Origin of the sequence: Paenibacillus sp. FSL R5-0470, from assembly GCF_037975205.1 — a bacterium.
In the GTDB taxonomy this organism is placed as follows: Bacteria; Bacillota; Bacilli; order Paenibacillales; family Paenibacillaceae; genus Paenibacillus_AQ.
In genome coordinates, this window is record NZ_CP150238.1 from 1,116,405 (window position 1) to 1,129,447 (window position 13,043).

At 42.8% G+C, this 13,043-nt stretch carries 14 protein-coding genes; 8 read left to right on the top strand and 6 right to left on the bottom strand.

Annotated features, from left to right (window positions below):
• Positions 1–59 precede the first annotated feature (59 nt).
• Both MKY99_RS04845 and MKY99_RS04850 read left to right on the top strand, forming a co-directional pair.
• Complete coding sequence (locus tag MKY99_RS04845; RefSeq protein WP_339269010.1) at positions 60–1,538, top strand: potassium/proton antiporter; 1,479 nt, start codon at positions 60–62, stop codon at positions 1,536–1,538.
• 185 nt (positions 1,539–1,723) lie between these two features.
• Entirely contained in the window at positions 1,724–2,179 is a 456-nt protein-coding gene (locus MKY99_RS04850) for a Dps family protein (protein WP_042185198.1), read from the top strand.
• 80 nt (positions 2,180–2,259) lie between these two features.
• Here MKY99_RS04850 and MKY99_RS04855 read toward each other — a convergent pair whose 3' ends face one another.
• Positions 2,260–2,964, bottom strand: a complete 705-nt coding sequence (locus MKY99_RS04855; RefSeq protein ID WP_042185200.1) for an AIM24 family protein — start codon at positions 2,962–2,964, stop codon at positions 2,260–2,262.
• A 49-nt stretch (positions 2,965–3,013) separates the two neighbouring features.
• The gene (locus MKY99_RS04860) at positions 3,014–3,481 is read right to left on the bottom strand and encodes a hypothetical protein (RefSeq protein WP_042185202.1); all 468 of its coding nucleotides are present in this window, start codon (positions 3,479–3,481) and stop codon (positions 3,014–3,016) included.
• Between the two features lie 226 nt (positions 3,482–3,707).
• Between MKY99_RS04860 and MKY99_RS04865 the strand changes: the two genes are divergently transcribed.
• The 5 genes from MKY99_RS04865 to modB all read left to right on the top strand — a co-directional run bounded on the left by MKY99_RS04865 (position 3,708) and on the right by modB (position 8,161).
• Positions 3,708–4,394 carry a M50 family metallopeptidase gene (locus MKY99_RS04865; protein ID WP_076283905.1) on the top strand — a complete coding sequence of 229 codons (687 nt, stop codon included), beginning with the start codon at positions 3,708–3,710 and terminating at the stop codon, positions 4,392–4,394.
• A gap of 191 nt (positions 4,395–4,585) precedes the next feature.
• Positions 4,586–5,272, top strand: coding sequence for a hypothetical protein (locus tag MKY99_RS04870; RefSeq protein WP_042185207.1), 687 nt, complete (start codon positions 4,586–4,588; stop codon positions 5,270–5,272).
• Positions 5,273–5,471: 199 nt separating this feature from the next.
• The gene (locus tag MKY99_RS04875; protein ID WP_339269012.1) at positions 5,472–6,437 is read left to right on the top strand and encodes a WYL domain-containing protein; all 966 of its coding nucleotides are present in this window, start codon (positions 5,472–5,474) and stop codon (positions 6,435–6,437) included.
• A 237-nt stretch (positions 6,438–6,674) separates the two neighbouring features.
• The gene (gene modA, locus MKY99_RS04880; RefSeq protein ID WP_042185209.1) at positions 6,675–7,463 is read left to right on the top strand and encodes a molybdate ABC transporter substrate-binding protein; all 789 of its coding nucleotides are present in this window, start codon (positions 6,675–6,677) and stop codon (positions 7,461–7,463) included.
• Positions 7,464–7,498: 35 nt separating this feature from the next.
• Positions 7,499–8,161 carry a molybdate ABC transporter permease subunit gene (modB, locus tag MKY99_RS04885; protein ID WP_339269014.1) on the top strand — a complete coding sequence of 221 codons (663 nt, stop codon included), beginning with the start codon at positions 7,499–7,501 and terminating at the stop codon, positions 8,159–8,161.
• A gap of 173 nt (positions 8,162–8,334) precedes the next feature.
• On the opposite strand, the gene MKY99_RS04890 is transcribed toward modB, so the two are convergent.
• The 4 genes from MKY99_RS04890 to MKY99_RS04905 all read right to left on the bottom strand — a co-directional run bounded on the left by MKY99_RS04890 (position 8,335) and on the right by MKY99_RS04905 (position 11,146).
• Positions 8,335–9,306 carry a helix-turn-helix transcriptional regulator gene (locus tag MKY99_RS04890; protein ID WP_339269016.1) on the bottom strand — a complete coding sequence of 324 codons (972 nt, stop codon included), beginning with the start codon at positions 9,304–9,306 and terminating at the stop codon, positions 8,335–8,337.
• Between the two features lie 66 nt (positions 9,307–9,372).
• Positions 9,373–10,122, bottom strand: coding sequence for a polysaccharide deacetylase family protein (locus MKY99_RS04895; RefSeq protein ID WP_052404165.1), 750 nt, complete (start codon positions 10,120–10,122; stop codon positions 9,373–9,375).
• A gap of 52 nt (positions 10,123–10,174) precedes the next feature.
• Positions 10,175–10,798, bottom strand: coding sequence for a class F sortase (locus MKY99_RS04900; protein ID WP_339269019.1), 624 nt, complete (start codon positions 10,796–10,798; stop codon positions 10,175–10,177).
• Between the two features lie 42 nt (positions 10,799–10,840).
• The gene (locus tag MKY99_RS04905) at positions 10,841–11,146 is read right to left on the bottom strand and encodes a hypothetical protein (protein ID WP_339269021.1); all 306 of its coding nucleotides are present in this window, start codon (positions 11,144–11,146) and stop codon (positions 10,841–10,843) included.
• Between the two features lie 188 nt (positions 11,147–11,334).
• Here MKY99_RS04905 and dgt point away from each other — a divergent pair, with 188 nt between their 5' ends.
• Positions 11,335–12,744, top strand: coding sequence for a dGTP triphosphohydrolase (gene dgt, locus MKY99_RS04910; RefSeq protein ID WP_076283910.1), 1,410 nt, complete (start codon positions 11,335–11,337; stop codon positions 12,742–12,744).
• Positions 12,745–13,043 lie beyond the last annotated feature (299 nt).

Genomic DNA, 13,043 nt, shown 5'->3' on the forward strand with positions numbered 1-13,043 from the left:
CATAAATAAGGAAGCTTCTTATATTTTAAAGCTAGAAGAGAAAGGGAAGTGAATAATCGGTGTCCCAACTTGCAGATAATATTATATTATTACTGGCAGCACTCCTGCTTGTAGGCGTATTTTCCACCAAGTTCTCCACTAAATTTGGAATGCCAGCTTTAGTGCTGTTTCTTGCTGCGGGGATGGTGCTAAGCCAATTTGTTTTTTTTAACAATGCTTCCTTAACGCAAATGGCCGGGATCTTCGCATTGGTTGTCATATTATTCGAAGGTGGCATGCAGACGAATATTAAGGATATTAAACCTGTTATTCGGCCGGCATTATCCTTATCAACGGTAGGCGTAATCATGACGACAGCCATTGTAGGGGTATTCGCTAAGCTGATCCTTGATGTGTCATGGCCAGAAAGCTTTCTGTTTGGAGCGATCGTTGGATCGACAGATGCGGCTGCAGTCTTCTCGGTACTTGGCGGTAAGAACATTGATAAACGTCTGACCTCGACGTTAGAAGCAGAATCAGGAAGCAACGATCCAATGGCGGTATTCTTGACAGTCTCGCTAATCGAATGGATACAGCATCCGGATATGGCGATATGGGGGCTGCTGTTGTCTTTTATATGGGAGATGGGCATTGGCTTAGTACTGGGTTTTGTGCTGGGGAAGATCGCAGTTTTCTGTATCAATCGAATTAACCTGGATTCTACAGGTCTTTATCCAGTAATGGCGATTGGCTTTGCTGTTCTGACCTATGGTTTATCAGCATGGGTACATAGCAGCGGGCTGCTGGCTGTTTATGTTATGGGCCTTACGCTTGGGAATTCCGAGCTAATGTATCACCGTACCATTATGAATTTTAGTCATGGTTTTGCTTGGATGATGCAAATATTTATGTTCATACTGCTTGGTTTGTTAGTATTTCCACAGGAGCTGGCGGAAGTGGCATGGCAAGGTATCTTGTTATCCGTCATTCTGATGGTTGTAGCTAGACCAATCGGTGTATTTATAAGCCTGCACTTTTCCAAATTTACGATCCGCGAGAAGACTTTGATTTCTTGGGCCGGACTTCGTGGAGCCGTTCCGATTGTGTTAGCAACTTATCCGCTGCTGGCTGATCTGTCTCACGGACGACTATTCTTTAATGTTGTGTTCTTTGTCGTACTGACCTCGGCGGTGATTCAGGGAACTAGTATTTCCCCGCTAGCATCCCGATTGAAGCTTGTGGGGCAAGAAGATTCAGATCAGCCTTCCCTGATGGAGCTGGTTGCTCTTGGCAAGACAGACTCGGAGTTTAACCATATTGGAATTAACCCTTATATGCCCATTGCTGGACAGATGATTTCAGAAATAGGTCTGCCAGATGATATCTTATTTACGGCAATTATCCGCAATAAAAAGATTGTCACTCCGCATGGAAGTACTGTTATTGAGCCTGGGGATACTGTGTATGTCCTAAGTCCGAAAAGTAAGCGTGATGAGATGAGGGCTTTCTTCCGCAGCAGGAAAGGAAAGACCGCGGAGGAGGATGTTTCTTTAATCTAGAGAAGAGACTCTTTTACCAAAGTGTGACACACATAATAGGCTTTATAACATAAGCTGTGCTAGAATCGGCACAACATATAATCTCCAGAATAGTTGCAAAACACGAAAGAGTGTGTTAAATTGTATATAGATTTAGAACGAGTCTAAATACAATTATAATAAATGAACCATAGGAGGTTTTATTAATGACAACACAATTAAAGAACCATACTGAACTGCAAGCTGCTTTGAACCGCCAAACTGCGAACTGGTTCCTGCTCGGGGTAAAGCTTCATCATTATCACTGGTATGTTAGCGGATCTCAATTCTTCACACTGCATGAGAAGTTTGAAGAGCTATACAATGAAGCTGCGGGTTATGCAGATGATTTGGCTGAGCGTTTGCTTTCTATTGGTGGACAACCAGCCTCCACAATGAAGCAATATCTTGAATTGTCCGACTTACAAGAAGCTCGCGGCGGCGAAGATGCTAAAGGTATGGTACTTGAGCTCGTGAGAGACTTTAAGACTGTTGCTAAAGAACTGCAAGATGCAATTGCTACTGCTGAAGAATTGAGCGATCAACCAACTGCGGATCTGCTGATTGGCATCAGAAGCAGCATTGAGAAACATGCTTGGATGCTGAATGCCTTTATCGGCTAAGACAACATCCTTATAGGGATAGAATACACAAAGAGCGCCTGCGTATGGTTAACGCATGGCGCTCTTTTTTTTGAAGCATTCTATTTAATAAATACTCCACCAAATGGCACGGCTTCGCGCAGAAATCGTTTAATAATTCCATCATCGTTATTATCTCTTTCAAATCGGCGATTCTGGCGTCCGGCTTGAAACAACACAGGGCCGTGGCCCGTCATCTTCCAATGATAACTCATATGCTGGCTAGCTAAATGGTTGCCGTAAACGGTAAGCTCCAGCTTCGCATTCTCAGGATAGGCAATAATGCTGCCTGCATCCACATAGAGCGGATTGTAAGGATGAAGCTCAGCTTCACATACCGTACCTTCAGTCAATATACCAATGATGCCGTTACCCGTAAATTTCACTTTCACAATATCTCGTGTAACGAGCACATTCTTCATACTTAGCACTCGTGTATCCATCGTAACTCCCTTGCTGTAGAAGAAGAGATGTTTAAAGTCGTACAATAAATCGCTCTTTCCATCAAGCTGCAGAATCTTTACCCGATAACCTGGTGGAAGGGCGGCGACAAAATGGCAAGGGCCAGACATATCCGAACGAATCAGTTTTCGCTTGCGATAGATGCCCTTTACATCCATAAATCTGTCTGCCCGTCCAGTGGCAGGCCCTTGATAAGCGATAATTTGTTGTGGGTGCAGCACATGAACCTCTTCCTTCTCCCCAAGGGTGAAGGCTACGGCTTGTCCGCTCCCGCTGTCGCTTTCATCTTGGACATCGATGTTCATATTTCATCTCCCTCATGCTGTAGACGTGATCTTTACTGAATGTTCAAGATTAGCGCAGGCGGTCTCCTTTTCTAGAACGGTGAAGCATGCTGAAACGAACAATACGGATGAGTATAAAATACCCCAGAATTAGACCGATCCCTGTAAAAATAGTCACTTTGATTTTATGATAATATTCTTCGCGTGCCGTCCGGTCATTTTGCAACTCATCAACCATCTGCGTTAGTTGGCGATTTTGCTCCTGCAGGGCTTCGTTCTGTGTCCGGTAGGCCTCCATTTCCTGCATGGTATTCGTAAGCTTATCCTTCGCCTGTTGTAGCTCTTCAGCTGTCTGCTGAAATCCTTCTTTCAATTCATTGACTTCATTTGGAAGCTCAGAGAAGCTTTTGAATCCATTATAGATATCACTGAATATATTGGCTTGTGCTACTGGGGCCGGAAGAGATATGGAAAGAGTCAGCAGAAGCAGGAGCGAACATAACAGTTGTAGATATTTACGGTATTTACGTTGTTTCATCTATATAATCACCACCCAATTTAGGCTTGTATTTCTTTTATTTTAACACAGCTTGACAGCTTCTGACAGCGTACGCTAAACGTGAATAGGGCTTCTTGGGTCAGTATTATTTGCCTGTTTGAAGTGAGGTTACACTTCCTTGTAAAGAACGATTTGGCTGTGCTCAACATGATTGAGAAGAGGGACTATTTATCGTATACTTTGGACGGAAAGGGGCTGCTGCGGAATGAATAAATGGCTTAAGACAATGTTATTTTTGGTCGGATCTGCTTTTTTGACGAGGTTGATTCCATTCTCATCTTTGTTTCGGAATTTGGACACGATGATTCATGAATTTGGTCATGCGCTGGTGACTTTACTGCTGTCTGGCAGTGTGCTGCGGATTGAGCTATACGCGAATCATAGTGGGGTCACCTATTCAGCAATTCAAGATGGAGGCAGAGCGATACTGGTGTCGCTATCCGGGTATGTGCTGGCTTCCTTATTCGCATTGCTGCTCTTCTATCTCTACAGTAAAGGACGGCATGATTGGGGACTTATCTTAGCTACTACAGTAGCATTGATTATGCTGGTAATGTACGTGCGGGGAAGCTTCGGAATGATGTGGTTAGGCGGGTTTATTGCGCTGAATGTTTTAATGCTGGTGGTGTGGAAAAAGGCCAGCAAATATTATTATTTGTTATTAGCTTTTTTGACCTTGGAAGAGTCTGTAATGGGAAGTTTATTTCTCGTATATGCGGCCGTTGTATCCCCATCTCGTGCGGGAGATGCCAGTAACCTGGCAAGGATGACATCGGTGCCGGCCATATTTTGGGCAGTCCTATTTTTTATATTTTCTCTGCTTTGCGCCAAATGGGCGCTGGGACTATTTTTTAAGCGGGAGCGAGTGCAGCCTAAACTTCAGAGTCGTTAAAGTTAAAAACATAAAATTTTCGTCATAAACAGACAAAAGGGGCTGTTTTTGCGAGAGTCAGTCTACTTAGTATGTAGAATGGCTCTTTTTTTGTCGATAATATAGAACCGAACATACATTCCATGACATGGAGTTGTCCGCCATTATTGGTACATTAATAGAAGACCCAAAAAAAGAAAGAGGTGGAAAATATGATGGAAAGTATTACTCCTATATTTACGTGGGGTCAAGATCGTATTTTTGCAGGTGGAAATCGGGATGTTGTTTTACTTGTCGAATGGAAAGGAAATTTGCCTTCAGAAAATAGCCGACCAAGCAGCCACAAAGTGGTTGCACGTGATATTGAACTACGAGTTTGGCTTGAGCCACATGTAACTTTTAAGCGCTGTTATGGATGTGAAATGGAGGCTGGAGAAGGGAATTCACTCTTGCTTAAGCTTGGAAAAATAAAAACAGGACAACGCAAATTCATAGGATTGGAGTTCACTACTTCTAGTTCTGTAGCAGGTAAATATGAAGCATTATCCCTACAGTGGAAGTATAAAAAACCAACCGTAGAGCGTGTTCGTGAACTCCCCGTGAAGGTACTTGAGCTGGAGTACGCGCATCATACGCGCATTCTGAGCGATACTTGCTGCTTTTATGTTGAGAAGCATCTGGAATTGTTGAAGACTGCTGAAACGGTTGAAGCAGCAGAGGCACTACGAAGTAAAGGCCAGCATAGTGAAGCTCACGAAATGCTCAATCGACATGCGGATAAGATGTTGCTACTCGCAGTACGCTCTGGAGATCCTTTGCTGCTTAAAGAGGCTGAAATGTTGTATAAACAGATCGGGTTCGAGCATCAGCAACGAAGTAAAGCCGTTGGTGGAATTTAATATAGGACTCACTGCACGAGGATGCACATAAGCGAAAAAAGACCTATACATAAATTGGATTTTTCAGCGGATTCGGCGGAAAATTATAAGAAGAATTGTAATATAAAATGTGGTAACATAGTAAAAAAGTTCTATCACAATTTTACTTTTTTTCATAAAATAATGGGTCTATTTAACCATAAATCAAGGGGAACTGAATATGACAGACCGATTAATCCGACTGATGCGCATTATTACACTTGTTCAAGCCAAGCCAGGGATATTAGCCCGCGAATTGGCGGAACGCTGCGGCAACAGCGAGAGAACGATTTACCGGGATATGGACGCGCTTAGCGCCATGCATATTCCCATAACCCACCTGGGGCATGGAAAAGGTTATGCTTTTATTGGGAATTTTGCACTCTATCCCTTGGATTGGTCGGAAGAAGAAGCAAACGCGTTTTCGCAATTACGCTATATTATGGAAGATATAAAACCAGCATTACCCATAGATTTTGAAAGCGCGTATGAAAAAGTAGTCGCAGCTGAATATAAACGTAAGGCGGAGAGAGAAGAAACAATAGAACGTGCAAGAAGAGAAGTAGGGGTGGGGTGGGCAGAAAGAAACAGTTCGCATATGGAACAACACTCATTTCTTACTCCGATCCTGGAGGCTTTATTAAAGCAAAAGAGTATTCAAGCGAATTATAGTGAGAATGCATTAGAAGAGAAAGGGATCACCATTGATCCTTATTGTCTGGTCCCGCTGGAAAGTCGTTTTCATCTCATTGGATTTTGTCATCGTCAGGGTGTTATTCGTACATATCATATCAACGATTTTTCTAATGTGAAGCCATTAAATCGTTTTTTTTCGAAGGAAGCGTTTGATGTGCAAGCCTTTATGAAGCAGAAATGGTCACTCGATAGGGATAGTTTACAGGTAGAATTCAAAGTGAAATTCTCGGAACGGGTAATGGAAGGAATTAAGAAGGACGAATTGCCTTTTAAGCCAAGTAAAGTGGATCGTCAATCTAGATGTTTTCACTTTAAGGTTGCCGTGGAACAAGATATAGGATTTGTCCGCTGGATTAAGAGATTCGAAGAGGAAGCGGAAATCATTGAACCGTACTATTACCGTGAAGTAATCAGGCAGCAGTTGGAAAAATGGAGTTCGCACTATAAATAGTGATACGCTCATTTGACCTTCGTTCAATTCGAAAGATGGGGTGCTTGAGCAACCATTTAAATGGTTGCCGGTGGCATCCTTTTTTTGCGAGTAAGTCCAAGATACTCATTTCTAACTATCTAATTATAACAATATATAACTAAACATATCCAAACACAACTCAATCTATAGAAAATCGAAAAAACGTATGCTAGAATAGCATCTACATATATACATGTGAAAATGGGAGGAATGGAAATGTTTAAGAAATGGTCAGTCAGGATCTTTGGTGTATTAGCAATTTTTTTGGTTGTGAATTTATCTGCGGGCGCAGGGTTGGAGGTAGAGGCAGCCGCCAAGAAGACAGAGATTATAGTATCCGCTGCAGCCAGCTTGCAAGATAGCTTAGATAAAATGGCGCTTCTCTATGAGAAGAAGCATCCCGATATTGATTTGGTCTTTAATTATGCTGCATCTGGCACATTACAGAAGCAGATTGAGCAGGGTGCTCCGGCTGATCTGTTCTTCTCTGCAGGGGATAAACAGATGAATGCGTTAGTGGATGCTGGACTGATCTCTGACCATAAGGTTCTGCTTAAGAATCAGTTGGTTCTAGTCGTACCTTCGAATTCAAAAGCTTCATTAAATACAATCACTCAACTTACGGATAAATCCTTTAAGAAGGTAGCGGTAGGGCAGCCTGAATCTGTGCCCGCTGGCCAATATGCTCAGCAATCGTTAACTGCGAAGAAGGTATGGGATACGCTGCAAAACAAACTTGTATTTGCGAAGGATGTACGTCAGGTTCTGTCTTACGTCGAAACGGGGAATGTCGATGCAGGCTTTGTATATAAGACAGATGCATTGACTTCAAAAAAGACGAAGATCGCCCTTACTGTAGGCCCGCATGTTCACAAAGCCATTAATTATCCGGCGGGAATCGTGAAGGATTCGAAGAATCAGAAGGAAGCTAAAGAATTTTACAATTATCTTCAAAGCAAAGAGGCTAGTGATATTTTTGCAAGCTATGGCTTCTTGCTTCCTTAAATAAGAAATCATGAGTAGAAGCGGGGTGAATAAGGATGGAAATAAATTGGACTGATTTCTTCGCCCCGGTATGGCTTTCCGTTAAAATTTCAGTAATTACCAGCATCATTGTATTTATTCTTGCAACGGCCGCGGCCAAGGCTATGGCGGGTCGGAAATTTCCTGGTTATAGCTTGGTTGAGACTGTAATGCTACTTCCTCTCGTATTGCCGCCGACAGTTGTCGGATTTGTGTTATTGGTCGTCTTAGGTCGTCGCAGCTGGATTGGCAGATGGTATGAACAAATGACGGAGCATACGATCCTTTTTACATGGGGGGCTGCGGTTATGGCCGCGGTTGTCGTAGCTTTTCCTCTCGTTTACCGTACGGTAAAGGCGGGCTTTGAAGGCGTGGAAGCGGATCTTGAGGATGCGGCGCGTGCGCAGGGAGCGAGTGAACTGCAGGTACTGCGTTATGTCACATTGCCCCTTGCAGGTCGGTCACTCGCTGCTGGGTATGTTCTAGGTTTTGCCCGCGGTTTAGGAGAATTTGGCGCAACGATCATGGTAGCTGGAAATATTCCTGGCCGCACGCAGACTGTACCTACAGCGATCTATGTCGCGGTGGATGGCGGCAACATGACTCTTGCTTGGATGTGGGTGTGCTCCATTATTGTTATGTCTGCTGTGATGTTGATGTTTGTGAACCGGCGTACTTAATTATGCTCGACAGAGATCGCTCCGCTGACCTCAGTGGGAATGTCGATTGGAAATCTTGATAAATTTAAAAAAACCTAGCCCATCCAGGAGTAACCTGGGATGGACTAGGTTTTTTTCTTTAGAAAAGCACCGTTAAAACAAAACCTCTTTAATAAGAAGCAAGCCTGTGACTATCAGGTTTCGTAAATAATCGTCCCGGTTTCCGTGAGATCATATCCGTGAATGGACCCAAGCTCACTTTGAAAGGCTGGCGAGCGTAAAATATCAATCACGGTGGTGATCCAGTGCTCATTTCCCGATTTCTTGAGCATCACTAGATCATAATACTCCTGAATCAAGGGAATGAAATCAACGCCGTCGACAATCTGAGCAGCCTTCTCGGTACCGATGGCCACATCGGCTTCTCCTCGTGCCACTTTACCAGCGACTGCCAAATGACTATTCTCCTCCTGCGCATATCCAGATAGACTTGCGGCAGGAATGCCGTGCAATCGGAGTTGCTCATCCAATAACACACGTGCACCAGCGCCTCGTTCTCTATTAATCAGTGTAAGTCCATCCTTTTGCAGATGAGACCATTCATGAAGACCTTTAGGATTTCCCTTTTGAACATACAATCCTGCACTTCGGGTCAACAGACGAACTACAACATAAGAGAAGCCTACAAGGATTTTACGAATATAGGGAAGGTTATATTCTCCAGTATCCCCGTCGAGCAGATGCGTACTGACGATGTCCGACTCGCCCTGATACATGGCAATCAGACTATCTAGACTGCCAGCGTAAGAACGAAGAGGGCGCTCAGTGGGCAGGCAACGCTCCAAATAGGTGGCCAGAATATCGAGTGACATATCCTGACCCGTAATCACGAGGCTGTGCCCTGTAGCTTTACTATTAAATTGGCCAGAATGTGTGGCAACTTGTGTTAGATTTGCTCCAGCAAAAGTCAGCGGCGATGTCGATAGGGTCATGCCACTTCGAGCATTCTGTTTGTAGGCTTCTAAATCGGATTGATCCACACGCATCTGTTTTCCTACACGGTAGGAGGGAAGCTCCCCTTTTTTAATCAGATCATATACTTTTAATTTCGAGATCTTCAGTAAACGGGCAATTTCCTCAGTCGTATAGGATGTGTTATCAGACATGACAAAAGCCTCCAGAACTTCATAATAGGACAAGACTACCTTATTTTGAAGTCCTGTGCAATTAGGCTATTGTGCTTTACCTGCCTGCTGTGTATTGGATAATTTGATTAATTCTGAAACGGTGACAAATCGGAAACCTTGCTTTTCTAATTCCGGCAAAATAATTTTGAGCGCTTCTCTGGTTTGAGATTGTCCATGCACATGATCATGAAACAGGACGATATCACCATTATGTGCGTTTCGAATAACCTTGTTCGCGATACTCTGCACGCCAGGGCGATTCCAGTCACGTGTATCTTGATGCCAGGACCATAAAATAGGCTTTAGGCCCATGTTGTTTGAAGTATCAACTAGTGTCTCGTCATACATGCCACCCGGGGGTCTGAACAAAGCACTATGCTTTCCAGAAACCTTTATGATTTCTTCTTCGGTTAAATTAAGCTCCCGCTCAAACTGGGCTTTATTAATAGGTTTTCTAAAATAGACGTGATTGTAGGTATGGTTAGCTAATTCATGTCCTTCGGAAATGACTCGTTTCGCCACATCTGGATACGCTGCAATTCTTTTTCCTATGGCAAAGAAGGTACATTTCGCATGATATTGACTCAATACCTTTAATATTTGATCGGTTTCAGAAGGGTCAGGACCGTCATCAAACGTTAATGCAATCACTTTTTGGTTAGTATGTACTTCCCAAATCATGTCTCCTCTTTTTTCGTAGTAGTCGCGGTTCTTGCTCGGGCTACCTAGAGCGGAGTTCGTGAAGCATAACAAGAGAGAGAGGGTAGTCATCATAATTTTGCTGCTAGTTTTCATGAATTCACCTGTTTTTTTTATTTTAGAATGCTCCTTTGGAGGGTCAAAATATTCATAGTTTCAGTTTTGTAAAGACAATCAGCCTTTTTTCATGTTCTTTCTTCTTTCTGCTATATCTCCCTGTACAAGTAATAAGATTCATTCTGGCTTCGGTAGACTTTCCAAAAATTCGTTCCAAGGGTGCTTCAGCAGTGGCGAAGATTTCTACAGACTCTACAATATAAGTTAGTTTTCGCCCGTCCGCATTGGATACCGTTATTTCATCACCGTGCTTAAGCTTTTTGAGGTTGAAAAAAATAGCTGGACCAATATAACTATCCACATGCCCGTCTAAAATTACATTTCCCTTAGCACCTGGTAATATTCCTGGGTACAGAATTCCTGCAATATTGCTATCCTTAGGGACGTCCATTTGTCCATCTGGAAGCAATGTAACGGTCTCTATTTTGGCGCTTACTTTAATAGCTGGAATGCTAAGCTGAGTAGGCAGGATAGGTTTGGGTAATGATGGTTTAATATCGATCTTTTGAATAGTTTTAGTAGGAGTTATCGTTTCTTGCTGCTGTGTTTGTAGTGACTTCGTGTCTGGTCTGCTTTCCTGCGAATGTGAGTCAGTACAACTGGCAGTGGTTAAAGTGATGAAGGTTAATATAAATGAAGATATCCATTTTTTCATGTGTAAGAAAAGAAAGAGGGGATTCCCCCTCTTTCATCCTCCCTATTCAGTTTGTTCGCTAGCACCGCCATGGCCTGTTTTTGGCATTTTTGTTGCTTTCATGTGAATGCTCTTAGTGTTAATGCTTTTAGCCTTCATGCTCTTTGCATGAATTCCTTTAGTGGAGTGGCTCTTCATATGCATTTTCTTTTCATGCATTTTATGTTCTTTTTCTTTCTTCATTTTCTCAGCATGTACTTTTTTCTCATGTTTCGTTTCGGCTGGTGCAGCAGAAGCAGAAGCCGCAGAAGCAACGGATAGCATCAAGCAAGTGGATAAAAGAGCTACGGACAATTTCTTCATTATCATTTAGTGGATTCCTCCTAGATGTTTTTTGCCTACGAAGATTAATATCTCCATTTCAATTGCTTTTAGATTGGTGGATTGCTTCCATTGCAATTTGGGATTGGGATAACGTTGTATTTTGATGTGAAAATTGTTATGAAAATGCCTTATAATGAAGTTCAATATATAGACATTTGGTTAGGGGTGGGAATATGACACTTATTGAAAAAAGAGAACACCGGCAATATCCGGAAATTACCCGCCTAGAAACGTCGAGAGCTGCTTATGAGCGTGATTATTCACGCTTGATTCATTCGCCTACTTTTCGTAGGCTGCAAGGCAAATCTCAAGTGTTCGGGGCTGGCACGGGTGATTATTACCGGACGCGTCTAACTCATTCACTTGAAGTCGCTCAGATTGCACGTGAGGCAGCGAAAAGTCTGCTTAGATCTTATCCAGAGGTGGAGACAAGTAAAGCGGAGAACCCAGGACTTGTAATAGATCCAGAGGTTGTAGAATGCGCGGCCATTGCTCATGATTTTGGTCATCCTCCTTTCGGGCATAAAGGGGAAGAGGTACTGGATAACATTCTGGACCAGCTTATTGAAAAGAAGACGAATGAGGCTGCCCTGCAATCAGGAGCAACGGGAGCAGATAGGCTGCTCATTCATGAGCAGATGAAGCAGCGCTATGAGCATTTTGAAGGCAATGCTCATAATTATCGGCTGATTATGTTTCTGGAGAAGCGTGAGAACATTGATGGACTAAATCTGTCGGATGCAGTGCTTCTCGGAATAAATAAATATCCGTTTCCCGGTACCTCACTTAAGAAGGGAATGTACCTTCACGAATGGGCATATATTTCGGAGATTCGCAAAGAGTGGGGAATACCAGCAGGTAAGAAAACGTTGGAAGCTCAGCTGATGGACCTTTGCGACGATATCGCTTATTCTGCACATGATTTGGAGGATGGAATTAAGGCTGGAAAGATTGAAGTGCATGAACACTTTATGCATGATTCTTATATTCAGCGGCTGATCGTAGAGAAAATTACAACGTTAGAGGATTTCTTCTGGAAGGGTTGGGAGGAGGAAGGTATCCGCGCTAAGGTCGAAGAGGTGCTTAGTTCATTTCTTCGAGTATGGATGGAAAAGATGCCAACCTGCGAGAACGACTATTCCAGAACTCGGCGTGAAGTTAAGGCTTATTGGGTTAGCACCTTTGTCGCAAGTCTTGGGGTGATTCCTGATGGAGACTGGAAGAAGGTCACCTTTATAAAGGAAGGAAAAGAAGATGAGGATATGCTACGGACCGTAAGTGTGCTGAAAAGCTTCGCTTGGGTCACGATGATTCGTGATTTACGAGTACAGCGGCTTCAGAAACGTAGTGAATGGATTCTGCGCCGTCTATGGGGAGCTTTTCTTGATCCGCAGACATCCAAAGCCATTATTCCATCGGACTGGCTACAACGCTTTGAGAAGGATCAGAAACAAGCGAATCCTATTTGGACGTGGGAACATATGGTGATTGATTATATCGCAGGGATGACGGATGCCTTTGCTGAGAAAATATACAATGAGCTATACGGGTTGAAAGTCGGATCGATTTATGACTTGGATTAGATAAAACAGAAGATTAAGTTAAGGCCAGCCTCCAATCCATTGGAGACTGGCCTTTTGTTTGTTTTTTATAGAACGGGGAATATTTTGTTAGTATTTCGTTATTATTTATTCGACTATATTTATGCTTTTTAACCCTGATATTCAGTGTTTTTTATAACAAAATAGCTATTTATAAAAATAAGTTATTGTTTGTATGCCACTTTAGTGCTAATATAATAACTAAATTGTTATTGGTAATAAATGGGGAGGTTGATAAAGAAGTCGAATCTTCTGCTTGAGTAATAATGAAAAACCTTTAC